Origin of the sequence: Streptomyces zingiberis (assembly GCF_012034935.1) — a bacterium.
GTDB classification, from domain to species: domain Bacteria; phylum Actinomycetota; class Actinomycetes; order Streptomycetales; family Streptomycetaceae; genus Streptomyces; species Streptomyces zingiberis.
On sequence record NZ_JAATEN010000004.1, the window covers coordinates 349,172 to 372,536 of the forward strand.

The window sequence follows — 23,365 nt, forward strand, 5'->3', positions numbered from 1 at the left end:
TTGGGGAAAGCCTTCCGGCCGGCGGGCTCCCGTACCGGCCCCCGGTACCGGAGCCCGCCGGTGCGCCGGGTTTCGGCGGGGCCCGCCCGGGACACCCGCCGCGCCATGAGGAACGGACTGCTGAGAGGCGCCCTCGCCGGCGCCGCCGGAACGACCGCTCTGAACGCCGCCAGTTACGGGGACATGGCCTACCGCGCCCGCCCCGCCAGCACGGTGCCCGGGAAGGCCGTCGACGACCTCGCCCGGAAGTCCGGGCACCCCGTCCCCGGGGACGGCGAGGAGCGGGACCACCGCCTCACCGGACTGGGCGCGCTGATGGGTATCGCGGTCGGCGTGGGAACGGGAGCCGTGCTCGGCGCCGCGCGCGAGGCGGGCGTGCGGCTGCCGCTGCCCCTCGGTGGTGCGCTCGCCGGGCTGCTCGCCATGGCCGCCACGGACCTGCCGCTGGCCGGGCTGGGTGTCACCACCGACCCGCGCTCCTGGTCCACCACGGACTGGCTGAGCGACCTCGCCCCGCACCTGGCCTACGGCTTGGTCACCGCGGCGGCCCTCCGGGCGACCGACCCGCGAGGCTGAGCGGCGCGGCACGCCCGCCGGACGCCGCGGCCGGCGGGCACGGGCCTGCCGCGGTGCGCGCCGCCGCCGGCGGTGCCGCGGTCCCGCCGACCGTGGGCCCACCACCCGGCCCGCGACTCCACGGTGGCGGACCGGTGAGGGCGGGCGATGGGGGCGGGACCGGCGCGGACACAGCGATGAGGCAGCCCCGCGCCGGGGACGACTGCCCGGCGCGGGGCTGCCTCATCGGTGCGCTCCGCCGCCGGGGACGTCGGGGTGCGGCCCCGCGACGCTTTCGTCCCGGCGATCCGGGCCGGTCCGGACCCGGATCGCCGGGACGGCCCGAACGGCCACCGCCCGGCATCAGCCCTGCACCGCCCGGCATCAGCTCTGTTCGGCGAGACCCGCGCGCCGGAGCAGTTCCCGGGCCTCGTCCGACCGCCCGTTCCGCATCATCACGTCGTACCGTGAGGCGACCAGGCGCTGGGTGGACGTGAAGTCCCGGCGCCCGCCGGTGGCCGCGTGGGCGACGAACCCGAGGACGGCACCCCAGAGCGCGCCGATCACGATGCCTCCCGCGATCAGCCCGAACCAGGTCGGGCCCGGGGTGAAGAGTCCCACGAGCAATCCGATGAGCAGGCCGAACCAGGCTCCGATCGCGGCACCGCTCCCGGCCGCGCGCCCTTTGGTGAGCCGGCCGGTGACATGCTCCACCAGCCTCAGCCCGGTCCCGACGATGTCGATCTGCTCCACGGGGAACCGTTCGTCGGACAACCGGTCGACGGCGGCCTGGGCCGCCTCGTAGCTGCCGTAGCTCGCGACCGTGTGCCAGGCGGTGCCCGCCGTGGCCGGCCGCGCACTGCTCTCGACCATGACCTGCCCCTTTCCTGTCCTGTCCGGTGGACGGGGAACCCCGCCCGGGTGCCCCGGAGCCACGGGGCTACGCCCCTGGGCGGAACGGCGGTGGCCGGGCCGGGAGGGGCCGCCCGGGAGCACGGCGATCCGGCACGGGCACGGCGGCCGCTCACCGTCGGGGGAGAGCGTTCGGCCGGGGCCCTCCGCCCGGCTCCGCCGCCCCACGGCACCGGGACGGCCCGGCCGGCGCGCGGCGCGCGGCCCGCGCCACGGCGGCGAGAGACCGCGGGGCGGGGGGACGCGCGGTCAGCCGCCGTCCGGGCCGACCGGGACGACGGTCACCGGGCAGTCCGCGGTGTGCAGCACGGCGGCGCTGACCGAGCCCAGCAGCGCCCGCCGCACCCCCGTGCGGCCCCGGGAGCCCACGACCACCAGCTCCGCGTCGGACGAGGCGTCCGCGAGCGCGGCGGCCGCACCGCCGGGCACGATCCGCGTGGTCACGGTGAGGTCCGGGTACTCGTGCCGCCAGGCCGCCGCGACATCGGCCAGGTCCGCGGCGCCCTGCCGGTGGCCGTCTCCGGCCGCCAGCAGCGTCAGCTCCGCCTCGCGCAGCGCGGCCTCGGTGACGGCGAACCGCAGCGGTTCCGCCGCGAGATCGGCCGGGTCGACACCGGCCACCACCCGGTGCGCGGGCCGGGCCGGGGTACTGCCGGGCCGGACCACCAGGACCGGGCACCGCGCGTGGGTCGCCACCTGCCAGCTCACCGACCCCAGCGGCAGCCGGGGGAAGCCGCCCGTCCCCCGGTGGCCGACCACCACCAGGGAGGCGGCCGCCGAACGCTCGACCAGCGCCGCCGCCGGACGTCCCGTGAACGGCTCGGCGACCACGGGGAGACCGGGGAACTCGGCGTGCGCCCGGCGGGTGAACGCCTCCAGCACCGAGGCGGCTTGCGCCTGTGGCTCGGACACGTGTCCGTACGCCTCGGCCGCGCCCGTCGGCAGCGGCCACTCCACGGCGTGCAGGATGTGCAGCGCCACCTCGCGCCGTGCCGCCTCGGCCGCCCCGTGGCGCACCACGATCTGCTGGTCGTAGGCGTCGTCGACCCCCACGAGGACCGGGCCCCGCGGCCCGCTGTGTCCCGGCTGCGGCTCCGGTTCGGCCATGGCGGGCTCCCTCGCGCTGGGCGGCGCCGCGTGGGTACGCGGTCCGCCGGACGGACCCCGTACCGGTATCCCGGCCCTCCCCGGGGTAAACGCCGGGACGGCCCCGGCCGGCGGAGCGCGGCGGGCGGAGCGGGACCCGGGCGGTGCGCGGCCCTCGCCGGGCTGCGACGATGTCCCGGTCCGGCGGGTCAGCCGCCCGGCCGCTCCCGTCCTGCCCGCACCGTCCCGTGAGGAGACCGATGACCCCGGCCCCACGGCCCCTGGCCGTGTTCGACCTGGACGGCACCCTCGCCGACGTGCGGCACCGGCTGCACCACATCGAGCGGCGCCCCAAGGACTGGGACGCCTTCTTCGCCGCGGCCCGGTACGACCAGCCGCTGGCCCGGGGTGTGGAGCTGGCCCGGGGGAGCGCCGCCGAGTGCGAGGTCGTGTACGTCACCGGGCGCCCGGAGAGCTGCCGCGCCGACACCGTCGACTGGCTGGCCCGGCACGGGCTCCCGCCGGGAGAACTCCGGATGCGCGGCCCGCGCGACCGCCGCCCCGCCCGCGTCACCAAGCCCGAGCTGCTGCGGCGGCTGGCGGCCGGCCGCCGCGTGGCCCTGGTCGCCGACGACGACCCGCAGGTGTGCGACGCCTATGAGCGGGACGGGTTCCCGGTGGTGCGCGCCGCCTGGATGACGGCGCGGCGGTCCCTGGCCGAGGCCCAGGAAGGGGAGGGCCGGACCTGAACCCGGCGGTGGGCCGTCCCGCTCCCACCGCCGGATCCGCGCCCGGCCCCCTGGCTCAGCTCCGCGCCCGGCCCTCCTGGCTCAGCTCCCGGCGGGGAGGGAGTTGCTCCGCGCCACCTGCCCGTACCAGCGGGCGCTGTCCTTCGGCGTGCGCCGGCCCGTCGGGTAGTCGACGTGCACCAGGCCGAACCGCTTGCTGTAGCCGTGGCCCCATTCGAAGTTGTCCAGCAGTGACCACAGGAAGTAGCCGCGGAGGTCCACGCCGGCCTCCATGGCCCGGTGCATGGCGGCGAGGTGGCCGTGCAGGTAGGCGATCCGCTCCGGGTCGCGCACCGCGCCCTCGGGGTCGGCGTAGTCGTGGAAGGCCGCGCCGTTCTCGCAGATCATCACCGGCAGTCCGGGCACCTCGTCCCGGACGCGCAGCAGCAGGTCGTAGAGGCCGTCCGGGTCGATCGTCCAGCCCATGGCCGTGGTCTCGCCGGGGGAGCGGTGGAAGGCGACGCCCTCGCCGCTCGGCCACGGGCTGTGGGAGCTGGCGCCGTGCCCGTCCGCGCCGTGGTCGCCGTCGCCACGGGCGGCGGAGACCAGGGTCGGCGAGTAGTAGTTGACGCCGAGGAAGTCCAGCGGCTGCCGGATGGTCTCGGTGTCGCCGTCGCGGACGAAGGACCAGTCCGTCAGGTGGGCGGTGTCCTCCTGGACGTCCGCCGGGTAGGCGCCGTGCAGGATCGGGCCGGTGAACACCCGGTTGGCGGTGCCGTCGATCCGGCGCACCGCGTCGGCGTCCTCCGGGGAGTCGGTCAGCGGGCGCACCTGGTGCAGATTGAGGGTGAGGGAGACCTGGGTGCCGGCCGGGGTGGCGGAGCGCAGCGCCTGCACCGCGAGGCCGTGGCCCAGGTTCAGGTGGTGCGCCGCGCGCAGCGACGCCTCCGGCTCGGTGCGGCCCGGGGCGTGCACCCCGGAGCCGTAGCCGAGGAAGGCGCTGCACCAGGGCTCGTTGAGAGTGATCCAGGTGCGGACCCGGTCACCGAGCGCCTCCCCGGCCAGGGCGGCGTACTCCGCGAAGCGCTCCGCGGTGTCCCGCTCGGGCCAGCCCCCGGCGTCCTCCAGCTCCTGCGGCAGGTCCCAGTGGTACAGGGTGGCGACGGGCTGGATGCCCTTCTCCAGCAGCTCGTCGGTGAGCCGCCGGTAGAAGTCGAGCCCCTTCTCCAGGGCGGGACCGCGGCCGGTGGGCTGCACCCGCGGCCAGGCGAGGGAGAAGCGGTACGCGCCCACCCCCAGGTCGGCCAGGAGCGCGACGTCCTCACGCCAGCGGTGGTAGTGGTCGGTGGCGCGGTCCCCGGTGTCGCCGTTGCGGACCTTGCCGGGGGTGTGCGAGAAGGTGTCCCAGATCGAGGGGGTCCGCCCGTCGGTGTCCACGGCGCCTTCGATCTGGTAGGAGGCGGTCGCCGTCCCCCAGAGGAAGCCGGGCGGGAACGTCCGCCCGGCGGCGGGTTCCACGGCGGAGTCGGGGGTGTGAGGGTCAGCGGGCACGGTGGTCCTTCCACAGGTGGTACGGGACGAGGGGGAGTGGACGGGGGCGGGGCGGCGGGGGAGTCCGGCGGTGGGGCGCCGGAGTGATCAGCCCTTGACCGCGCCCTGCATGATGCCGCCGACGATCTGGCGCCCGCAGATGACGAACATCGCCAGCAGCGGGAGGGTGCCGAGCAGCGCGCCGGCCATGATGAGCGACTGGTCCCGTACGTAGCCCGCGCTGAGCTGGGTCAGGGCGACGGGGATCGTCGGATTGGACATGTCCAGGGCGATGAACGGCCAGAAGAAGTCGTTCCAGGCGTGCACGAACGTGATCATGAACAGGACGGCCATCGCGGGCCGGGCCACCGGCAGCACGATGGACCAGAAGATCCGCAGCGAGTGGGCGCCGTCCACCCGTCCGGCCTCGACCAGTTCGTCCGGCAGCGCGTCACCGAGGTACTGCCGCATGAAGAACACGCCCACGGCGCTGACGAGCGTCGGGAAGATGACGGCGGGCAGCTTCTGCCCCCAGCCCAGCTCGCTCATCAGCATGAACAGCGGGACGACGCCCAGTTGCGGCGGGACCAGCATCGTGCCGATGACCAGCATGAGCAGGGCGTTCCGGCCGGAGAAGCGCAGCTTGGCGAAGGCGAACCCGGCCAGGGTGGCGAAGAAGACCGTGGACAGCGCGATGGTGCTGGCCACGATGGTGCTGTTGATCAGCGCCTGTCCCATGGCGGCCTCGGTCCAGGCCGCCGACAGGTTCTTGAAGAGGTTCGGCCCCGGCAGGAACGGCGGCGGGGTCTGGGTGACCCGGGTGTTGTCGGTGGAGGCCGCCACCATCGTCCAGTACAGCGGGAACAGGGACAGCACCGCCGCCAGCACCAGCAGCGCGTAGGCGACGGGCCCGGCGTGGTGCTGGCGTCCGGCCCCGCCGCGCAGCGGCAGCCGGCGCGGTGCGGCGAAGGGCGCGGTGCTGCGGGGACGTTTGCGGGTGCCGGCCGGGCCGGGAACGGTCTCGGTGGTCATGGTGGTTACCGCTCCTGGTCAGGACGGACGGGACAGCAGGCGCTTGAGGACGCGCTGCAGGACGAAGACGAGGACGAGCAGCAGGAACATCGTCCAGGCGACCGTCGCGGCCCGGCCCATCTGGTAGTTCCGCCAGCCCTCCTCGTACAGGAGCAGGCCGAGGGTCTGGTACTGGTTGTCGACCCCGCCCGTGATGCCGTTCGGCCCCTGACCGAAGATCAGCGGCTCACCGAAGAGCTGGGTGGAGCCGATGGTGGAGAGCACGATGGTGAAGACGATCGTGGGCCGGATGCCGGGGATGGTGACGGTGAGGAACTGCTGCCAGCGGGAGGCGCCGTCGATCGCCGCCGCCTCGTAGCGCTCGCGCGGGACGGCCTGCATCGCGGCCAGGTAGAGCAGCGCGTTGTAGCCGGTCCAGCGCCAGATCACGATGGAGGCGATGGCGAACTGGGCCGGCCACTTCTCGCTCTCCCAGTTGAGACCGTCGAAGCCGAAGAGGCCCAGCCCCCAGTTGATCATGCCGAAGTCGCGCTCGAAGATCATGGTGAAGACCAGTGCGGCGGCGCCGACCGAGGTGGCGTACGGCGCGAGCGCGGCGACCCGGAAGAACGCCCCGCCCCGCATCTGGTAGTTGAGCAGGTGCGCCAGGCCCAGGGCCATCAGCAGCTGCGGCACGGCGGAGATCACGCCGATGGTGATGGTGTTGGCGACCGCGTTCCAGAACTTCTCGTCCTGCAACAGCTCCGTGTAGTTCTGCAGCCCCTGCCACACCATCACGTCCATGGTGGCCAGCTCCACGTCGTGGAGGGAGATCCACGAGGTGTAGATCAGCGGGTAGAAGCTGAACGCGATGAAGATGACGAAGAACGGGGCGATGAAGGTGTACGGCGCGCCCCGGACGTCGAGGCGGTGGAGCAGGGCGCGCCGGCGCTGCCGGTCGTTCCCGCCGTCCTGGGCACCGGACCGTTTCCGCGGTCCGGCCGGCTGCTCCCGTGGGCCGTCGGCCGGGGGTGCCGGGGTGGAGGTGGCCACGGGGGCTTCCTTCCGATCGATTCCATGCTGGTCCGCCGGGGCCGGGGGCCCGGGGCCGCCGCGGGAGGGCGGCCCCGGGCCTCACCGGCCGGATGGGGTGTGTCAGCCGACGGCCTTCTTGACGCGCTCGTCGGTGGTCTTCCGCGCCTCCTCCGGGCTCTTCCCCTGCTCGACGAGCTGGAGGCCCTGGGAGTAGAGGTCCTTGATGGTGCCGTCCTTGCGGCCGAGGACCTGCTCGTCGGGGATCTCGCGGGCGGCGTCACCGAAGATCTGGCCGATCGGGGCGTCGTTGAAGTACTCCGACTTGGCGCCGGACACCTTCGGGTCCTCCAGCGCCTCGGCCGAGGACGGGAAGTTGCCGAGCTCCTGGAAGAGGTACGCCTGCTGCTCGGGGGCGGTCAGCCAGGCCACCAGCTTCTTGGCCTCGTCCTTCACCGGGCTGCTCTCCATCACGCCGAGGAAGGAGCCACCCCAGTTGGCGCCCTGCGGCGCCTTGGCCACGTCCCACTGGCCCTTGTTCTTCTCGCCCGCCTTCTCGCTGATGTGGGCGAGCATCCAGGCCGGGCAGACGGTGGTGGCGAAGGTGCTGTTGGCCAGTCCGGGGTCCCAGCCCGGCTGGAACTGGCGGAGCTTGGCGGTCAGGCCGGCCTGCGAGGCCTCCACGGCCAGGTCCCACGCCTCCTTGACGTCCGGGTTGTCCTGGTGGATCAGCTCGCCCTGCTTGTCGTAGAACTGCTGGGACTTGCCGTAGATCATGGCGTTGAACAGGCCGGTTGAGGTGTCGAGGTAGGCGGCGTCGCTGCCCTTGAGGTCCTTCTTGAACTTCTTGCCCGTCTCGACGTACTCGGACCAGTCCTTGTCCCAGAGCGCCGCGACCTCCTCGCGGTCGGTGGGCAGCCCGGCCTTCTCGAAGAGGTCCCTGCGGTAACAGACGGCCATCGGGCCGATGTCCGTGCCCAGGCCGATGACCTTGTCCTTCGGGGTGGTGACCTGGCTCAGCTTCCAGGGCAGGAAGTGGTCGGCGCCCTTGACGTCCGACATGTCGGCGAACTTGTCCGCCTGGGTGTCGACGAGCTCCTTGGCCCGGCCGATCTCGATGCCCTGGATGTCCTTCATCCCGCTGCCTGCCGCCAGCCGCGTCTGCAGGGCCGTGTAGTAGGTCTGCTCGTCGCCGGCCACCTCGGCCTCGATGACGACGTCGGGGTTCTCCTTCATGTAGCGCTTCAGGAGGTCGGTCTCCTTGAAGCCCATGACGCCGAAGAGGCCCATGGTTATCTTCGTCTTGCCGTCCGCGGTCTTGCCGTCGTCCCCGCTGTCCCCACCGCACCCCGCGACGAGCGCGAGGGAGAGAGCGACCGAGACGGTGGCTACGACTCTTGTACCAACTGCTTTGCGGACTGTGCCCATGACGTCCTCCTAGCGGCGGCGCAGGAAGCGCCGGAAGCTTGGCCGGTTGAGGCGGCCCCACCCCGCCGGACGCGGGTGGGATCGCTCCCATGTGCCGGATGGGAGCGATCCCACCGGGTTGCGAGAACTGTGTGGGCCGCGAGCGGGCGACGTCAAGAACCAAAGTCGTCTCTGTTACGAGAACGTGTCCCGGCCCTTGCGGCCCCGGCGGCGCGGGCGCCGCCTTCTGGCACAATGCCGCTGCTGGGCGCCGTGTGCGGCGCGGCACCGGAGAGGAGGGCGGGGGACCATGAGCGCCAGTGGGCGGCCAACTATTAAAACCGTGGCGGCGCGTGCCGGGGTGGGGCGCACCACCGTCTCCCGGGTCCTCAACGGGTCGCCGCTGGTCAGTGACGCGGCACGGGCCGCCGTCGAGGAGGCCATCAGCGAGCTCAACTACGTCCCCAACTCGGTGGCCCGCTCCCTCGTCACCAGACGGGCCGATTCCATCGCCCTGGTGATCCCCGAGTCCGAGAGCAGACTCGGCTCCGAACCCTATTTCTCGGCGGTGATCCGCGGGGTGTCCACCGCCCTCGCCGGCACCCAGCTCCAGCTCCTCCTCGTCCTCGTGCGCGACCAGCGGGAACTCGACCAGTTCACCCGCTTCCTGGCCGCCCGCCGCGTGGACGGCGTGCTGCTGGTCTCCGTCCACCGCGACGATCCGCTCCCCGGCGTGCTGGAGGAGCTCGGCCTGCCCACCGTACTGGCCGGGCGCCGCACCGCCGACGAGACCCTCGCCCACGCCCATTCCGACAACCTGGGCGGCGCCGTCCAGGCGGTCCGCCACCTGCTGGAACGCGGGCGCACCACCATCGCCACCATCACCGGCCCGCTCGACATGGACGTCGGCCACAGCCGGCTGCGGGGCTGGCGGGACGCGCTGCGCCAGGGCGGCCTGGAACCGGACGAGACGCTCGCCGAACCGGGCGACTTCACCGAGGAGGGCGGCCGGTCCGCCATCCGCGCCCTCCTGGACCGTCACCCCGCTCTGGACGCCGTCTTCGCCGCCTCGGACGTGATGGCCGCCGGTGCCCTGGCCGAGCTGCGGCGGCGCGGGCGGCGGGTGCCCGAGGACGTGGCGGTGGTCGGCTTCGACGACTCGATCATCGCGCGGCACACCGACCCGCCGCTCACCACGGTGCGGCAGCCGGTCGAGGAACTCGGGTGCAGCATAACGGAGTTGCTGCTGCGGGAGATGGCGGGGCCGGGGAGCGCGCCCCGCCAGGTGGTGCTGCCGACCTCGCTGGTGGTGCGTGAGTCGACCTGAGCCGGCCTGAGCCGGCCGCGCGCCAGGGGCGGCCGTGGCCGGCCGGGGGCGCGGGCCGCCGGGCGCCGTCCGGAAGCGGCCGGGTGACGGGACCCGGCCTCCCCAGGGGTGCCCGGGACGCGGGCCGGGTCCGGGGTGAGGTCGCGGTCCCCCGGCCCCCCGGGCCCCCGCCCTCCCCGGCGGCCGTGCGCGGGCCGGCGTCTCCGCCGCCGGGTGGCCCGGCGGCGCCGGAACCACGGAAGCCACCGCCCACGCGTGACGAGGCGTCAGCAGGGCACCGCGGCGGGCACGGCCATCCGGAACGGGCGCACCGCGAGCGCGGGCCGTGCCCGCCCGTGGCGCAGCGGCGGCAGCCGGTCCGACCACGCGGTGACGGTCAGTGCCTCCCGGCGCGGCCTCCCCGCCACCCGGCCCGGGACGAACAGCCGCCGGCCGGGCTCCCCGCCGAAGCCGGGCAGCGGAAGCGGCAGCGAGGGCAGCACGCCGGTGGCACGCCGTGCCGGGCCGAACGTGATCCCCGCGAGCAGGCCGCCGGCGTCCCGGACGGTGACCGAGGTGCCGTCGGCGGACCAGTCGAAGACGGCCGGCTCCTTCGGCAGCCCCCAGATCTCCCGGCCGCCGCGCACCGACACCGGGTCGTCCACCCACATCCGGCTGATCAGCAGCCCGGCGCGGCGGCCGCGCCGGACCAGCGGTCCCAGCGCCAGCTCGTCGTAGCGGAGCGTCCCCTCGCGATACCGCACCACGCCCACCGCGATCCGGTGCCGGCCGCCCAACGGCCGCAGGTCAGGCGGCAGTTCGGGTGCCCGGCGCACCGGCAGCAGGCCGAACCACATCTCACCCCGGGACACCCAGGGCGGGGGCGGCGGATCGGGAGTCCCGGCCATGACGCCCTCCTCTCGGCGGCTTCGGGTACGGAGGCCCGCCCCACCCGGCCGCCGGAGGGTCTCCGGGTCCTGGCGGGCCTTCTCCGCGCCACCCCTCCTACCCGCGCGAGCGGCCCCGGACCACCGGACCACCCGCCCGGACACCGAGTGAGAGAGTCGTCACAGGCGGCACACGGAAGGGCATACGTCGCGGAGGGTGGGGCACCCGATGCACGCATCACCCCTCACCCTCTGGAGGACCACGTGCTGATGGCACACCCCGACGTCCTGCGCGACCTCGTCGACCGGTACACGACCCTGCAGGCCTTAACTGCAGGTGGCGAGGTCACCCCGGAGCTGCGGCGCCGCCTGGAGGACACGGCCTACACCCTCTGCGTGACCACCGGAACGCGTGAGGTGGAAACCGCGCTGGACCGGGCGCGCCGGCGCCTGGCCGACGCCCCCGGCACGAGCGCCCGGACGCTACCGGACTCCCTGACCACCGCGGGGCCCGCAGCCTGACCGCACGCCGACGGGGCCGCGCGGTGTGGCGCGGCCCCCGCACCGGCGCCGGACCGCCGCGGCCCGGCGCCACCCGAGCGAACTGGAGCACCGATGCCCCGCACCCCCGAGGAACCGCGGACCGGCCCGTCCACCGGGCCGACCCACCGCCGGGGAGGCCGCCGATGAACTGCCGCCACCGCGACGAGCGGTACGCCCCCGGCTCCGAGACCCCGCTGGGCGGCTACGCCGTCCTGTCGGGCACCTTCGCCACCGGGCTCGGCCTGTTCACCCTGGCGATGCGGAGATCGGACCGCAGGCTGCCCGAGTCGGTGCCGCCCTGGGACGTGCTGGTCCTCGGCGCCGCCACCTACAAGGCGTCCAGGCTGATCACCAAGAGCAAGGTGGCCGGTTTCCTGCGCGCGCCGTTCACCCGGCGCCAGGAGGACCTCAGCGCCGGCGAGGTCATGGACGAACCGCAGGGGCAGGGTCTCCGGCGGGCCGTGGGGGACCTGCTGGCCTGCCCGTTCTGCGTCTCCGCATGGACCGCCGCCGCCTTGACCTGTACCTACGCCGCGGCCCCCCGGGCCGCCCGGCTGGCGGCCTCGGGCCTGACCGCCGTGGCCCTGTCCGACTGGCTGCAGTACGCCTGGAGCCTCACGCAGGAGAAGGCCGAGGGCGGCGGCACGGGCGCGGCCACGCACGACGACGGCGGGAAGGACGGCGGCTGACCGGCGGCCGCCCCGGCGGGCCGGCCCCGCGAACGCGCGAGAGGCCACCGGGAAAGCCCAAACGGGCCGGAACGGGCGGCCGCTGACGGCCCGCCGGGCCTGGCCGCCTCGTGGCTCCTCCGGTGCCGCACCGCGCGCGGGCCGGGCCCACCGGGCCCGGCCCCTCCCGCGTCCGGGGACGGCGCGCCCCGGCCCCACGGTGCAGCCCCGCTGCTCCACCGCCCTGGCGTCCCGTCGCCCCGTACCGGTCCGGGCTCAGTTCTCCCGTGCGGTGAGCCGCAGCGCCAGCAGCGCGCAGTCGTCCGGCTTGTCGGCGGTGGGCTGATGGTGGAGGAACATCTCGCACAACTGATCGGCGGGGAGCCCGGCGGTGCGCATCGCCAGCTCCGTCAGCCGCTCCAGACCGACGTCGAGGATCTCCCCGCGCCGCTCCACGAGACCGTCCGTGTAGAGCAGCAGGGTCTCGCCGGCGCCGACGCGGGTCCGGCTCTCCGTGTAGGTCACCCCGTGCACCATCCCCAGCGGGGGTGCCAGGGCCCCGTCGAGGAAGCTGCTGCCCCCGTCGACGTGGACGAGCAGCGGCGGCAGGTGGCCCGCGCGGGAGTAGCACACCGCCCCGGAGGTCCGGTGCAGCACGAGATAGCAGGCGGTGGCCATGCGGTGCGGATGGTAGGCGCGGAGGAAGTGGTCCAGTTCGGCCAGGACCGCGGCGGGCCGCCGCCCGTGGCGCAGCACGATCCCGCGGAGCGCCGCGCTGATCTGCCCCATGGCGGTGGCCTCGGAGAGCCCGTGCCCGGCGACGTCACCGATGGAGAGCCCGATGTGCTCCTCGTCCAGGAGATGCACGTCGTACCAGTCGCCGCCCACGTCGACCAGATCGCTGCCGGGGGCGTACCGCCCGGCCAGTTCCAGGCCGTCGATCTCCGGCAGCACCGGCAGCAGGCTGCGCTGGAGCCGCTCGGCGAGCCGGTGCTCGTGCTCGTGGAGACCCGCGCGCCGCAGGGCCTGGGCGATCTGCTGGGTGACGGCCGTGATGTGCGCGTCGTCCGGCATCTCCTCCGCGGCCGGTTCCAGGCCGAGTTCACCGAGGAACAGCCCGTCCGCCTCCAGCGGCAGCCGGAGCGCCGGGCGCCCGGCCTCCCCGGGCTGCCCATTCTCCCCGTCCTCGCCGTCCTCCCCGGGGTGCCCGGCGGGCGCCCCTTCCCCGGGGGCGCCGCCGATCCGTTCCACCGTGGCCGGCCCGCCCTGCGCGGGTGGTCGCGGGCCGCGGTCGAGGTCGGTCCAGCTCCCGCCCGTGGGGGAGGGCAGGCCCTCGGCGGGACCGAGGGAGGGGACCAGCCGCTCGGAGTGGAGGGAGAGCCGGACCGACCGGGCGCCGAGCGCGGCCGGCGCGGTGTCGTGCACGGCCCGGACGACGGCCGCGGGGGTGGCCGCGGCGGCGAGGGCGGCGGTCAGCCGGTAGAGGTGGTTGAGCCGGATCCGGCCGGCCTGTTCGGCGACGAGCAGATGCTCCCGCTCGGCCTCCGCCGCGCGGCGGAAGGCCATCTCCTTGTTGAGCGCGATGACCTGCTGGCTCAGCGCCACGAACTCGTCGGTGTGGTCCAGCCGGGTCAGATGGAGCTGGATCACCGGTTCCGGGCCGGTCCACCAGGTGGCCCGCGCCCCGTGGCAGCGGAACCGCAGCGGCCCCCCGCGCGAGTCCTTGATCCGCAGCGATCCGGGCAGCGGGTCGCCGCTGCGCAGCCAGTGGCCGAGGTGGCCGCGGAGGCTCTCGGCGTTCCCTTCGGCCAGCGCGAAGAGGTCGGCGTCCGGGCGCAGTTCCGGCATGAGCCGGACGGCGGCCGCGTTGGCGGCCAGCAGCCGGCCGTCGGCGGTCACCAGCAGCACGGGATGCGGCAGCAGCTTGGTGATCGCCCGGAACAGGCCCAGGCTCATCCAGCCACCGGGCCCGGCACGGGAACGTGGCTCCGGCCGGTCAGGCCCGAGTCGTCGAAGTACTCCCGGCCCACGGCGGACGGCTCGTCGTCCTCCTCGGGCCTCGGCACGAGGTGGACCACCACGCGGCAGCCGGCGCTGCCGCGGGCGATGGTCTCCTGCAGGTCGACGCGGGCGTAGCCCAGGTTGCGGGCGGCCAGCGTGCCGAACATGTTGGACGTCAGCATGCACAGCGACTCACGGCCCCGCACGTTCTCCCCGAACGGGCAGCTCCGGCTCCCCAGCACGATCTTCTCCTCGTCGTGCTCGATCAGGAAGAAGTCGCCGCCGATGCGCTGTTTGAAGTCCACCATGACCTCGGCCACCTGCTCGCGGCTGAGCTTCTCCAGCGAGAGGGCCCGCGTGTAGGCGTCGTTGATCTGCAGACCGACGGTCTGGCTGACGAGGCTGATGTAGCCGGACGCCTCCTGCAGCCCCACCACCGATTCCAGCGACGACGCAAGCTCGCGCAGCAACGTCTGCATGAACGCGTCCCGCTCGACGCCGACCTCGGTGCCGACAACTCGCTCCATGGTCCCTCCACGCTGGTACACGCTCGTCACGCCGGTCATGCGGACGGGGTCGTCACGCCGGGCGGCCCGGTGGAGCCGGCTGCGGCGGACGAGCAGACGATACGCCACGGCGCACCCTGTCCGGGCACAGTGCCGCCGGGGTCCACGCGGTACCTTCCCCGGCCGGCGCCCGCCATGCCCCCGGCCCGGCCCGGGCGGCACCCGTGGCGGCGGGCCCGCCGCCCTCCCGGCCGGGCCGCGGGCCCGCGGCCGCTCCGCGGTGCCGGGGGAACGGTGGCGCTCCCGGGCGGGACCGCCGGCGGCCGCCGTGGCCCGGTACCGCGCACCGCGCACCGCGCACCGTGTGCCCGTGCCCGTGCCCGTGCCCGTGTCGGCGTCGGTGTCGGTGTCCGGGGCCGGGCCGGAGGGCTCCGGTAGAGTGAGGGCTTCGAACAGGACCGCGAGCCGAGGAGGTGAGCCCCGTCAGCGCTGTCGCAGGCCGGGTGCTCCTTCCCCGCGCGCAGACCGTCCGGCCGGGCTGAGACCCGGCGCGGAGGCGGGCGGGGCACCCCCGGTGTCCCGGAAGGTTCCCATGACTCCTCCTCCGCACTCCCCGCCGTCCCCGCTGCCCTCGCCCTCCCCGCCGCCCGCGCACGGCGCGGCCCCCGCCGGTTCCCCTGCCGCCCCCTCCTCCCCGCCGGGCCCTGCCGGCCCGGGGTTCGCCGGCGTCACCGCGAGACTCCGGGCGGCCGGCTGCGTCTTCGCCGAGGACGAGGCGCATCTTCTGCTGGCCGCCGCCGCGGACGCCGGGCTCGCCGCCCTGGTGGAGCGGCGGGCGGCGGGGGAGCCGCTCGAACACGTCCTGGGCTGGGCCGAGTTCTGCGGCCTGCGGGTCGCGGTGGGGCCCGGCGTGTTCGTGCCGCGCCGGCGGACGGAGTTCCTGGCCCGCCGGGCGGCCGCCGGCCTCGCCCCGCCGAACCGTTCCACCGGCGCGCCACCGGTCGTGGTGGACCTGTGCTGCGGCTCCGGCGCGGTGGGCGCGGCCGTCGCCGCGCTGCTCGGCGCGGTCGAGCTGCACGCGGCCGACATCGACCCCGTCGCGCTGCGGTACGCCCGCCGCAATCTGGCCGCGGCCGGCGGCCGGGTCCATGAGGGCGATCTCTACGCCCCGCTCCCCGGGCACCTGCGGGGCCGCGTCGACGTCCTCGTGGTCAACGCGCCCTACGTGCCCACCGGTTCGCTCGGGCTGCTCCCCGCGGAGGCGCGGGAGCACGAGCCGCAGGCGGCGCTGGACGGCGGCCCTGACGGGCTCGACGTGCAGCGCCGGGTGGCGGCCGGCGCCGCGGGCTGGCTCGCCCCCGGCGGCCGGCTGCTGATGGAGACCGGGACCCGGCAGGCGGCCGGCACCGCCGCGGTCTTCGCCCGGGGCGGGCTGGCCGTGACGGTCGCGCACTGCGAGGAGACGGAGGCCACCGTCGTCACCGGAACGCGGCCCGGACGCTAGTCGGCCGGGCCGGAACCGGCGGGGGAGGGGAGGGGAGGGGGACCGTGTCCGGCCGGGTGGACACCCCGTCCGTTCGTGCCGCCTCCGGCACCGCGCATCACGGTGACCCCGGCCGGGACCACCCGCCCGGAGGGCACCGGGGGCGCGGAGGTGACGGCGCGCCGTCCGGGGCCGTCCCGGCCCGGGCACCCGCGGCCACCGCCGGCCGGCGCCTATCATCGCGGGATGGCCCGCTTCCGGATCGCCCGCCGGTCACCGCTGCCGCCCGCCGAGGCGTGGCGGCGTGTCACGGACTGGGACCGGCACGGCGATCACGTCCCGCTCACCCGCGTCACGGCCGCCCCCGCCGGGCCCACACGCACCGGCACCCTCGTCACCGCCCGCACCGGTGCCGGACCGGTGGCGTTCGACGACCCGATGGAGGTCGTCCTCTGGGAGCCGCCCGGGGACGGCGGGGCGCCGGGCCGCTGCCGGCTGGAGAAGCGGGGCCGCGTGATGACGGGGTGGGCCGAGGTCGAGGTCCGTGCCCGCGGCGCCGGCTCCGAGGTCGTCTGGACCGAGGACCTGCGCGTCGCCCGGCTGCCGCGTCTCCTCGACGCGCCCACGTCCCTCTCCGGCCGGCTCCTCTTCGGCCGGGTCGTCTCCCGGTTGCTCGACGGCCGCTGAACCGCTTCCGGCCCCCCGGGGCGCCGACGCGGGCCGTGGTGGCGTTCCGCCCGCCGATGTGTCATGCGCCGTCCATGGCACGGCAGTTGCCCGGCACCTTCGGCCGTTTCCCGGGCAGAAGGGAAACCGACCGGACAGCGGCGCCCCGCCCGGCGGGGCCGTCAGTGAGGAGAGGGCACCATGCCTGTCACGTTCCGCAAGAGTTTCCAGATCTTCCCCGGGGTGCGCCTGAACATCAACCGGCGTTCCATGTCGCTGACCTTCGGCTCGGGCAAGGGCGGCCCCAAGCGCACCTACAGCACCACGGGGCGCACCACCACCAGCCACGACCTGCCGGGCCCCTTCGGCTACCGCAAGACCACCCGGCGCGGCGCCCACTGACGCCCCGGCGGGCGGGAGGGACGGCGCAGGAGGCCGGTGGCGGGTGACGGGCCACCGGCCTCCGCCGTTCCGCGACGCCGGTGAAGGGAGCGCCAGGGGCGGGAGAGCGCCCCGGCCCGGGGCGCGGAGGAAGCCGGGTGCCACACCGGGCGGGCCGGTGCGCGCACCCGGCTCGGCCACCGGGCGGGAGGCGGCGCGTGCTCAGCCGCCGTCGCGCTCCCCGTAGGTGATGGTGACCTTCTCGAAACCGAGCGACGTCAGCAGCCCCCGCAGCATCCCGGTGGTGTTCTTCTCCGCCCGATCCGCCAGTCCGCTCTCCTTCGCCGCCGCCGCGATGTGCCGGACGGCGAGCCGGTTGACGGCCCGTTCGTCGTTCGGGTTGTCCGAGAAGAAGTCCCCGAGCCGGTCGAGCAGGCCGCGCTGTTTGGACACGGCGTACGAGCGGTCGGCGTCGAGGGTGGCCTTGCCGAGCTCCGCGTCGGGGAGGCGGAGCGTGGCCGTCGTCCGCTCCTCGTTCACGGAGATGTTGCGCTCGTCGAGCGCGCCCAGGTCCACGTAGGCGCTGACGCTGCCCGTGCCGACGTAGAGGGTGCGGGTGCCGCGGATCGAGTCCGGCAGGAACCGGGCGTCCTTCTCCAGGTCCACGACCACCTGGAAGTTGCCGGACGCGCCCTCGTAACGGCTCATGTCCTGGATGGACTCCAGCAGCGCGGGGCCCGAGCGGTCGTGGGTGTCCTCCCCGAAGATGTCGTCCAGTCCGGGGATCACCTCGGACCGGACGACGAGGACGGCGGCCAGCGCCAGCGCCACGAGGGCGCACAGCGCGACGATCCAGCCGGGAAACCGCCGGCGTGGCCGGCCGGGCTCGGTGGAGGGAGAGGGCTGGGTCTCGGTGGGTGCGACCACGGTGTGCCTCCCGGGCGGCCGGCGCTGAACTGTTCGACGCCCGTATGCCCGCGGGCGGCCTCATCACGCGTCAGAAGACCGCCCGGCGGCGGCACCTGGGGCGCGGGGGGCGCACGAACCGGCTGTGACCGCGCGCGGGGAGCCCCTCTCCATCCGGAACGCTCTCATTGCCGTGCTTCACGCCATTTGGGAGGTGTACCCGGAATGCGGCAAGGAAAGACAGTCGGAACCTGACGGGACCGACCTGATGGGACCCCCGTGCCGCCGCGCGCGGACGGACGAGAAGAGAAGAGCCCCACGATGGCGACGTTGTGCAGACCCGCGGTCTCCGTACCGGACCATGTGATCACGCTCGACCGGACCCTGGAACTGGCGCGGTCCCTCCACGCGGACCACCCGGCCCTGCCCCTCGCCCTGCGGCTGATCGAGAACACGGGGGTGCGCACCCGCCATCTGCTCCGTCCCGTCGAGGAGACCCTGCGCCACCCGGGGTTCGAGGAGCGCAACGCCGTCTACGAGGCCGAGGCCAAGGCACGGGTGCCGGCGGTCGTCCGCGAGGCGCTCGGCCACGGCGGCCTGCGGGTCACCGACATCGATCTGATCGTCTTCGTGTCGTGCACCGGCTTCACCATGCCCTCGCTCACCGCCTGGCTCATCAACACCATGGGATTCCGCGGTGACACCCGCCAGGTGCCGATCGCCCAGCTCGGCTGCGCCGCGGGCGGTGCCGCGATCAACCGGGCCCACGACTTCTGCACCGCCTACCCCAGCGCCAACGCCCTCGTCATCGCGTGCGAGTTCTGCTCCCTGTGCTACCAGCCCACCGACCTCGGGGTCGGCAATCTGCTCTCCAACGGCCTGTTCGGCGACGGCATCGCCGCCGCCGTGGTGCGCGGGCGCGGCGGGACCGGTGTGAGCCTGGAGCGCAACGGCTCGTACCTGGTCCCCGGGACGGAGGACTGGATCGCCTACGACGTGCGGGCCACCGGATTCCACTTCAAGCTGGACAAGCGGGTGCCCGGCACCATGCGGCCCCTCGCGCCCGCCCTCCGCGCGCTGGCCGGGCTCCACGGCTGGGACGCCTCGGAGCTGGACTTCTACATCGTCCACGCCGGCGGTCCGCGCATCCTGGCGGACCTCGGCAGCTACCTCGGGCTGCCGGCCGAGGCGTTCCGCTTCAGCCGGGCCACGCTCACCGAGTACGGGAACATCGCCAGCGCCGTCGTCCTCGACGCGCTGCGCCGCCTGTTCGACGAGGGGGGCGCGGCGGAGTCCGCGCGCGGCCTGATCGCCGGGTTCGGGCCGGGGATCACCGCCGAGATGGCACTCGGCCGCTGGACCTCCGCCGGGGACCGCGCCCTCGTAGGGGAGGCGGCATGAGCGCGCCCGGGGGAGCCTGCCCGCACGGCGCCGCCCCCGGCGCGCCGGACGGCCCGGGGGCCCTTCCGCCCGTCCGGGACTGGCCCGCGACGGACCTCCCCGGCACCGACTTCGACCCGGTGCTGTCCGAGCTGATGCGCGAGGGGCCGGTCACCCGCATCCGGCTGCCCCACGGCAGCGGCTGGGCCTGGCTCGTCACCCGCCATGCGGACGTCCGCGCCGTGACGAACGATCCGCGGTTCAGCCGCCGCGCGGTCCTGGAGCAGGACGTGACCCGCCTGGCGCCCCACTTCATCCCCGTGCCGGGGGCGATCGGCTTCGAGGACCCGCCCGGCCACACCCGGCTGCGCCGGGTGGTCGCGCCCGCGTTCACCGCGCCCGGCGTGGAGCGGCTCCGCGGCCGGGCCCAGGAGATGCTCGACGACCTCGTCAACGCGGTGCTGCGGGAGGGGCCGCCCGCCGATCTCACCGCCGCCGTGCTCGCCCCCTTCCCCCTCGCCGTGGTGTCCGAGCTGATGGGCGTTCCCCCGGCCGACCGGCCCCGGATGCACCACTGGACGGAGCTGATCCTCTCCTCCGCCCACGGCGCGGAGCGCAGCGCGCGCGCCCGGCAGGAGATGTGCGACCACTTCACCGCCCTGCTGCGGCGGCGGATCGCCGGCGGCTCCCCGGCCGGTGGCGGGCAGGGGCCCGGGAGCCGGGCCGGGAACGGCGGGAGCGCGGCGGACGGGAGCGTGACCGGGCTGCTGGCGGCCGGTGTCGCGGACGGGCAGCTCACCGAGGCCGAGGCGGCCGGGCTGGCGCTGCTGCTCCAGATCGGCGGCGAGGCCGTCACCAACAACAGCGGCAACATCCTCTACCTCCTGCTGACCCGGCCGGACCTGTGGGAACGGCTGCGCGAGGAGCCGGAGTCCCGGCCGTCGGCCGTGGAGGAACTCCTCCGCTACATCCCGCACCGCAACGCCGTGGGGCTCTCCAGGATCGCCCTGGAGGACGTGACGGTCGCGGGCGCGCGGATCCGGGCGGGCGAACCGGTCTACGTCTCCTACCTCGCCGCCAACCGCGATCCGGAGGTCTTCCCCGACCCCGGCCGCATCGACCCCGGCCGCTCGCCCAACCCCCATGTCGCCTTCGGCCACGGGCCCCACTACTGCGTGGGCGCCCTGCTCGCCCGGATGGAGTCCGAACTGCTGCTCGACGCCTGGCTGGACCGCTTCCCCGGCCTCCGGTTCGCGGTCCCCACCGGGCAGCTCCGCTGGCGGCCCGGGGCGCTGATCCGCGGGCCCGAGTCCCTGCCGGTGACCTGGTGAGCCTCCCGGCGCCGGACGCGGCCGGACGGGCGCGGGGCCCCGGTGGGCCGCCCGGCCGGACCCGGCCGGGGCCCTCGACCGGCGGCCTGGTGGTCCCGCCCGGTGGCGGGCGCACCGTGCGCACCCCGGGCCAGCAGGTCACCGTCAAGGTCACCGGGGAGCAGTCGCGGGTGGCGTCCAGCTTCGAGGTGGTCGTGCCACCCGGTTTCGACGTCGGGGCCCATGTCCACGCGCGGAGCGAGGAGTTGTTCTACGTTCTCGACGGCGAGCTCGACGTCCTCGCCTTCGAGCCACGGGTGCGCGCGGCCGGTGACTGGCGGGACTGGGAGTCCAGCTCGGGACTGCGTACCGTGCGGGCCCGCCCGGGCACGGTGATCGTGGTGCCCCCGGGCTGCCCCCACGCCTTCGCCAACTCCACCTCCGTGCCCGCCCGGATGTTCTTCCAGTCCTCCCCGCCGCCGGACCACGAGCGGTACTTCGACGAACTGCTCGACCTCCTCGGGGACGGCGTCCCCGACCCGGCTGCCGTGGCCGCCCTGCGGGCGCGCCACGACACCGAGCAGCTCACCCCGCTGCGGCTGAACGCCACGGCCGGCATCCGGCGCGGCCCCGGGAGGCCCGGTACCTCCGGAGAGCCGCGGTGAGGAGGGCCTGCCCGGCGGGCGGTGCCGGGGACGCCGGTGCCCCGCCCGCCGTCGGTGGGGCCCCCGGCGCCTGACGGCGTCCCCACCTCCGGCCGGGAGGTACCCACCGCGCCGGCGCCCTTCTCCTCCGCCACGGAACCGCCCGCACCGGAGCCCGCCGCCGGCAGGGCCGGGTGCGCTGGAACCGCGTACGGCGGCGGAGCCCGCCACCCGGACCCCCGTGGCGGAACCGGCGGGCCGCCGGTCGGTGACGGGAGGGGATCGTGGAGGAAGGAAGCGCGTCCGGTGGTGAGTTGCGCACATCGGGGGTTCCCGTACCCGGCGGTCCCGTCAGCCGCATGGCCCAGGTGTCCCCGGGTAACAGGTCCGCACAGAACCAAGACGATTCAGGGGGTGGCGCGGTGGCGCGCACTCAGACCGGCGCGGCTGACGCGGGCGGGAAGGCCGGGGCGGGGAAGGCCGGGACGACCGGAGGCGGCAAGGCGCCGGTGGCCAGGGCCGGAGGTGCCAAGGGGACCGGCTCCGGGGCGGCGGGCCCGAAGACCCTGAACAAGGGCGGCAAGGCCGGCAAGGCGGCAGGGAAGGGCGGGGGGAAGCCCGCCCGTCCGGCCGGGCCGCCCGGCCCCTCCGGCCCTTCGGGGTTCGTCCGCTTCCTCGCGATCCTGGTGGCCTTCGCGGGGATGGTGGCCTTCGCCGTGGTCCTGGCCCGGCTCACCCTCGAACCCTCCGCGGCCTCCGAGGACCTGATCTACTCCAACCTGAATCCCGGTGAGTCCATCCGCCGCTACCTCGAACAGCCCGCCTTCCAGGACGCGGTCAAGCAGATCGGCGGCAACATCGTCCTCGGCGTCCCCTTCGGCGTGCTGCTGCCCGTGCTCCTGCCCAAGGCGCGGGGCCTGCTCCGGGTCGCGGTGCTGACCGCGCTGGCGATGGTGCTGGTGGAGCTGGTGCAGGGCTCGCTCGTCCAGGGCCGCGCCTTCGACATCGACGACGTCATCCTCAACACCACCGGCGCGCTCCTCGGCTATCTGCTGCTCGGCCGCCGGCTCGGCCGCGCCGTCCACCCGCACCGCCACCACTTCTGGCACCGCTGGACCCGCCGCCCCGCCCGTCACTGACCCCGCCGCACCCTCCGGCCCGGCACCACCCCCGCCGGGCCGGACGCGTGCCCGGACACGGCGCGGAGCACCGGCCGCCCGTCACGGGCCCCGGTGGCCCAGCGGATCGGCGAAGAGACGGCCGAAGGCCAGCTCGGCCGCCCCGGCGAGGACGGTGTCGTCCCCGAGCCGGCACACCCGGAAGCGGACCTCCTCCCGGCTGGCGGCGAGCGTACGGGTGTTGATCAGGCTGCGGATCTGCGCCGCCGCGCCCAGATAGATGTCGCGCAGCGTGCCCCCGAAGACCACGGCCGCCGGGTTGTAGAGGTTGACGAGCGACGAGACGCCCACGGCGAGCCACTCCGCGACCGTGTGCAGCGCCGCGCGCGCCGCGACGTCACCCCGGTCGGCGGCCTCCACGACGGACCGCACCGCCTGGCGGCCGGTGGTGTCCGGCACCCGGCCCGCGGCCTCCAGCAGCGCCCCCTGGCCCGCCTCGGCCTCCAGGCAGCCCCGGGAGCCGCAGCCGCACGGCCGGCCGCCTCGCGGGTTGACCAGCAGGTGGCCGACCTCGCCGCCGTAGCCGTTGTGACCCCGCAGCAGCCGCCCGCCGGCGATGACACCACCGCCGATGCCGATGTCCCCGTGGAGGTATATCAGGTCCTCCAGGCCCTGACCCGCGCCGCGCACGTGCTCCGCCAGGGCGCCGAGGTTGGACTCGTTGTCCAGCAGCACGGGCAGGCCGAGACCGAGCCGGCCGGCCAGGTCCCGGCCGAAGTCCTCGTCCGTCCAGCCGGTGTTGGGCGCGGAGCGCACCAGCCCGTCGGGGTGGCGCACCATGCCGCGTACCGCGGCCCCCGCGCCGGCGCAGACCGCGTCCGCGGGCGCCGCCGCCGTCATCTCCTTGGCGTGGCCGGTGAGGACGGCCGCGGCCTCCTCCGGGCGTATCCCGATTCGCGGGTACGTCGTCTCCCGGCGGTCGAGGACCGCGCCGCCCAGCCCGACGCGTGCCGCGGCCACCTGGTCCACGCCCACGTCGAAGGCGAGGACGTAGATGCGCGGGTCCGGCCGGACGACGAGCGACGGGCGCCCGGCCCGGCCGGTGTCCCGGGGCAACTCCTCACGGACCAGCCCCGCCGCGGTCAACTCGCTGACGAGGGCGAGGATGGTGGAGCGGTTGAGCCCCATACGGTCGGCGAGCACGGCCCGGGAGACGGGGCCCCCGGTGTGGAGGTGGCGCAGCAGCGTGCCGAGATTCAGCCGGCGGACCTCCTCCTGCGAGGGACCGGCTCTCATCGTGCTCCG

The 23,365-nt window shown here is 75.2% G+C and carries 23 protein-coding genes; 12 read left to right on the plus strand and 11 right to left on the minus strand.

The features are described 5' to 3' along the window. Positions 1-105 precede the first annotated feature (105 nt). Entirely contained in the window at positions 106-576 is a 471-nt protein-coding gene (locus HCK00_RS07480) for a hypothetical protein (protein ID WP_168100974.1), read from the plus strand. A gap of 363 nt (positions 577-939) precedes the next feature. On the opposite strand, the gene HCK00_RS07485 is transcribed toward HCK00_RS07480, so the two are convergent. Together HCK00_RS07485 and HCK00_RS07490 are read right to left on the minus strand one after the other, a co-directional pair. Continuing rightward, on the minus strand, positions 940-1,428 hold the full coding sequence (locus HCK00_RS07485) for a YflT domain-containing protein (protein WP_168100975.1): 489 nt from the start codon (positions 1,426-1,428) through the stop codon (positions 940-942). A gap of 288 nt (positions 1,429-1,716) precedes the next feature. Further along, positions 1,717-2,574, minus strand: coding sequence for a universal stress protein (locus HCK00_RS07490; protein WP_168100976.1), 858 nt, complete (start codon positions 2,572-2,574; stop codon positions 1,717-1,719). A 239-nt stretch (positions 2,575-2,813) separates the two neighbouring features. Here HCK00_RS07490 and HCK00_RS07495 point away from each other — a divergent pair, with 239 nt between their 5' ends. Continuing rightward, on the plus strand, positions 2,814-3,302 hold the full coding sequence (locus HCK00_RS07495) for a phosphatase domain-containing protein (protein WP_168100977.1): 489 nt from the start codon (positions 2,814-2,816) through the stop codon (positions 3,300-3,302). Positions 3,303-3,383: 81 nt separating this feature from the next. Here HCK00_RS07495 and HCK00_RS07500 read toward each other — a convergent pair whose 3' ends face one another. The 4 genes from HCK00_RS07500 to HCK00_RS07515 all read right to left on the minus strand — a co-directional run bounded on the left by HCK00_RS07500 (position 3,384) and on the right by HCK00_RS07515 (position 8,282). Next, positions 3,384-4,832, minus strand: a complete 1,449-nt coding sequence (locus HCK00_RS07500) for a GH1 family beta-glucosidase (RefSeq protein ID WP_168100978.1) — start codon at positions 4,830-4,832, stop codon at positions 3,384-3,386. An 87-nt stretch (positions 4,833-4,919) separates the two neighbouring features. Further along, the gene (locus tag HCK00_RS07505; protein ID WP_168100979.1) at positions 4,920-5,843 is read right to left on the minus strand and encodes a carbohydrate ABC transporter permease; all 924 of its coding nucleotides are present in this window, start codon (positions 5,841-5,843) and stop codon (positions 4,920-4,922) included. 18 nt (positions 5,844-5,861) lie between these two features. Continuing rightward, positions 5,862-6,875: a carbohydrate ABC transporter permease gene (locus HCK00_RS07510; protein ID WP_168100980.1), complete on the minus strand. Its 1,014-nt coding sequence runs from the start codon at positions 6,873-6,875 to the stop codon at positions 5,862-5,864. Between the two features lie 102 nt (positions 6,876-6,977). Next, a complete protein-coding gene (locus HCK00_RS07515) occupies positions 6,978-8,282 on the minus strand; it encodes an ABC transporter substrate-binding protein (protein WP_168100981.1) in 1,305 nt (434 codons plus the stop codon). 289 nt (positions 8,283-8,571) lie between these two features. Here HCK00_RS07515 and HCK00_RS07520 point away from each other — a divergent pair, with 289 nt between their 5' ends. After that, positions 8,572-9,588 carry a LacI family DNA-binding transcriptional regulator gene (locus HCK00_RS07520; RefSeq protein WP_168100982.1) on the plus strand — a complete coding sequence of 339 codons (1,017 nt, stop codon included), beginning with the start codon at positions 8,572-8,574 and terminating at the stop codon, positions 9,586-9,588. Positions 9,589-9,854: 266 nt separating this feature from the next. On the opposite strand, the gene HCK00_RS07525 is transcribed toward HCK00_RS07520, so the two are convergent. Then, on the minus strand, positions 9,855-10,475 hold the full coding sequence (locus HCK00_RS07525) for an acetoacetate decarboxylase family protein (protein ID WP_168100983.1): 621 nt from the start codon (positions 10,473-10,475) through the stop codon (positions 9,855-9,857). A 249-nt stretch (positions 10,476-10,724) separates the two neighbouring features. On the opposite strand from HCK00_RS07525, the gene HCK00_RS07530 reads away from it, so the two are divergent. Both HCK00_RS07530 and HCK00_RS07535 read left to right on the plus strand, forming a co-directional pair. Further along, on the plus strand, positions 10,725-10,976 hold the full coding sequence (locus HCK00_RS07530; RefSeq protein ID WP_206320031.1) for a DUF5133 domain-containing protein: 252 nt from the start codon (positions 10,725-10,727) through the stop codon (positions 10,974-10,976). A gap of 164 nt (positions 10,977-11,140) precedes the next feature. Further along, entirely contained in the window at positions 11,141-11,686 is a 546-nt protein-coding gene (locus tag HCK00_RS07535; RefSeq protein WP_168100985.1) for a DUF1360 domain-containing protein, read from the plus strand. A 255-nt stretch (positions 11,687-11,941) separates the two neighbouring features. On the opposite strand, the gene HCK00_RS07540 is transcribed toward HCK00_RS07535, so the two are convergent. Both HCK00_RS07540 and HCK00_RS07545 read right to left on the minus strand, forming a co-directional pair. Continuing rightward, positions 11,942-13,621 (minus strand): PP2C family protein-serine/threonine phosphatase, encoded by a 1,680-nt coding sequence (locus HCK00_RS07540; protein ID WP_168100986.1) that lies wholly within the window; start codon positions 13,619-13,621, stop codon positions 11,942-11,944. Next, positions 13,618-14,193, minus strand: coding sequence for a methanogen output domain 1-containing protein (locus HCK00_RS07545; RefSeq protein WP_168100987.1), 576 nt, complete (start codon positions 14,191-14,193; stop codon positions 13,618-13,620). Before HCK00_RS07545 ends, HCK00_RS07540 begins: the two co-directional genes overlap by 4 nt. 571 nt (positions 14,194-14,764) lie before the next feature. Here HCK00_RS07545 and HCK00_RS07550 point away from each other — a divergent pair. From HCK00_RS07550 to HCK00_RS07560, 3 genes are all read left to right on the plus strand, one after another. Further along, on the plus strand, positions 14,765-15,676 hold the full coding sequence (locus tag HCK00_RS07550) for a putative protein N(5)-glutamine methyltransferase (protein WP_168100988.1): 912 nt from the start codon (positions 14,765-14,767) through the stop codon (positions 15,674-15,676). A gap of 225 nt (positions 15,677-15,901) precedes the next feature. Continuing rightward, the gene (locus HCK00_RS07555; RefSeq protein ID WP_168100989.1) at positions 15,902-16,342 is read left to right on the plus strand and encodes an SRPBCC family protein; all 441 of its coding nucleotides are present in this window, start codon (positions 15,902-15,904) and stop codon (positions 16,340-16,342) included. Positions 16,343-16,522: 180 nt separating this feature from the next. Then, on the plus strand, positions 16,523-16,723 hold the full coding sequence (locus HCK00_RS07560) for a DUF4236 domain-containing protein (RefSeq protein WP_168100990.1): 201 nt from the start codon (positions 16,523-16,525) through the stop codon (positions 16,721-16,723). 201 nt (positions 16,724-16,924) lie between these two features. Here HCK00_RS07560 and HCK00_RS07565 read toward each other — a convergent pair whose 3' ends face one another. After that, positions 16,925-17,629: a DUF4230 domain-containing protein gene (locus HCK00_RS07565; RefSeq protein ID WP_168100991.1), complete on the minus strand. Its 705-nt coding sequence runs from the start codon at positions 17,627-17,629 to the stop codon at positions 16,925-16,927. 300 nt (positions 17,630-17,929) lie between these two features. Here HCK00_RS07565 and HCK00_RS07570 point away from each other — a divergent pair, with 300 nt between their 5' ends. The 4 genes from HCK00_RS07570 to HCK00_RS26855 all read left to right on the plus strand — a co-directional run bounded on the left by HCK00_RS07570 (position 17,930) and on the right by HCK00_RS26855 (position 22,081). After that, positions 17,930-19,009 carry a type III polyketide synthase gene (locus HCK00_RS07570; RefSeq protein WP_168100992.1) on the plus strand — a complete coding sequence of 360 codons (1,080 nt, stop codon included), beginning with the start codon at positions 17,930-17,932 and terminating at the stop codon, positions 19,007-19,009. Beyond that, on the plus strand, positions 19,006-20,319 hold the full coding sequence (locus HCK00_RS07575; protein ID WP_168100993.1) for a cytochrome P450: 1,314 nt from the start codon (positions 19,006-19,008) through the stop codon (positions 20,317-20,319). The genes HCK00_RS07570 and HCK00_RS07575 overlap by 4 nt, the downstream gene beginning before the upstream one ends. 116 nt (positions 20,320-20,435) lie before the next feature. Then, positions 20,436-20,963: a cupin domain-containing protein gene (locus HCK00_RS07580; protein ID WP_311765189.1), complete on the plus strand. Its 528-nt coding sequence runs from the start codon at positions 20,436-20,438 to the stop codon at positions 20,961-20,963. Positions 20,964-21,364: 401 nt separating this feature from the next. After that, positions 21,365-22,081, plus strand: a complete 717-nt coding sequence (locus tag HCK00_RS26855; protein ID WP_311765190.1) for a VanZ family protein — start codon at positions 21,365-21,367, stop codon at positions 22,079-22,081. Between the two features lie 81 nt (positions 22,082-22,162). Here the strand turns inward: HCK00_RS26855 and HCK00_RS07590 are convergent, their stop codons facing one another. Further along, on the minus strand, positions 22,163-23,356 hold the full coding sequence (locus HCK00_RS07590; RefSeq protein WP_168100995.1) for an ROK family transcriptional regulator: 1,194 nt from the start codon (positions 23,354-23,356) through the stop codon (positions 22,163-22,165). Between the last annotated feature and the right edge of the window lie 9 nt (positions 23,357-23,365).

What these genes read in the sequence shown, in the direction of transcription:
- HCK00_RS07480 (WP_168100974.1), top strand. Translation starts at nt 106, where the DNA reads ATGAGGAACGGACTGCTGAGAGGCGCCCTCGCCGGCGCCGCCGGAACG.
- HCK00_RS07485 (WP_168100975.1), bottom strand. Translation starts at nt 1,428, where the DNA reads ATGGTCGAGAGCAGTGCGCGGCCGGCCACGGCGGGCACCGCCTGGCAC.
- HCK00_RS07490 (WP_168100976.1), bottom strand. Translation starts at nt 2,574, where the DNA reads ATGGCCGAACCGGAGCCGCAGCCGGGACACAGCGGGCCGCGGGGCCCG.
- HCK00_RS07495 (WP_168100977.1), top strand. Translation starts at nt 2,814, where the DNA reads ATGACCCCGGCCCCACGGCCCCTGGCCGTGTTCGACCTGGACGGCACC.
- HCK00_RS07505 (WP_168100979.1), bottom strand. Translation starts at nt 5,843, where the DNA reads ATGACCACCGAGACCGTTCCCGGCCCGGCCGGCACCCGCAAACGTCCC.
- HCK00_RS07515 (WP_168100981.1), bottom strand. Translation starts at nt 8,282, where the DNA reads ATGGGCACAGTCCGCAAAGCAGTTGGTACAAGAGTCGTAGCCACCGTC.
- HCK00_RS07520 (WP_168100982.1), top strand. Translation starts at nt 8,572, where the DNA reads ATGAGCGCCAGTGGGCGGCCAACTATTAAAACCGTGGCGGCGCGTGCC.
- HCK00_RS07525 (WP_168100983.1), bottom strand. Translation starts at nt 10,475, where the DNA reads ATGGCCGGGACTCCCGATCCGCCGCCCCCGCCCTGGGTGTCCCGGGGT.
- HCK00_RS07530 (WP_206320031.1), top strand. Translation starts at nt 10,725, where the DNA reads ATGGCACACCCCGACGTCCTGCGCGACCTCGTCGACCGGTACACGACC.
- HCK00_RS07535 (WP_168100985.1), top strand. Translation starts at nt 11,141, where the DNA reads ATGAACTGCCGCCACCGCGACGAGCGGTACGCCCCCGGCTCCGAGACC.
- HCK00_RS07540 (WP_168100986.1), bottom strand. Translation starts at nt 13,621, where the DNA reads ATGAGCCTGGGCCTGTTCCGGGCGATCACCAAGCTGCTGCCGCATCCC.
- HCK00_RS07545 (WP_168100987.1), bottom strand. Translation starts at nt 14,193, where the DNA reads ATGGAGCGAGTTGTCGGCACCGAGGTCGGCGTCGAGCGGGACGCGTTC.
- HCK00_RS07550 (WP_168100988.1), top strand. Translation starts at nt 14,765, where the DNA reads ATGACTCCTCCTCCGCACTCCCCGCCGTCCCCGCTGCCCTCGCCCTCC.
- HCK00_RS07555 (WP_168100989.1), top strand. Translation starts at nt 15,902, where the DNA reads ATGGCCCGCTTCCGGATCGCCCGCCGGTCACCGCTGCCGCCCGCCGAG.
- HCK00_RS07560 (WP_168100990.1), top strand. Translation starts at nt 16,523, where the DNA reads ATGCCTGTCACGTTCCGCAAGAGTTTCCAGATCTTCCCCGGGGTGCGC.
- HCK00_RS07570 (WP_168100992.1), top strand. Translation starts at nt 17,930, where the DNA reads ATGGCGACGTTGTGCAGACCCGCGGTCTCCGTACCGGACCATGTGATC.
- HCK00_RS07575 (WP_168100993.1), top strand. Translation starts at nt 19,006, where the DNA reads ATGAGCGCGCCCGGGGGAGCCTGCCCGCACGGCGCCGCCCCCGGCGCG.
- HCK00_RS07590 (WP_168100995.1), bottom strand. Translation starts at nt 23,356, where the DNA reads ATGAGAGCCGGTCCCTCGCAGGAGGAGGTCCGCCGGCTGAATCTCGGC.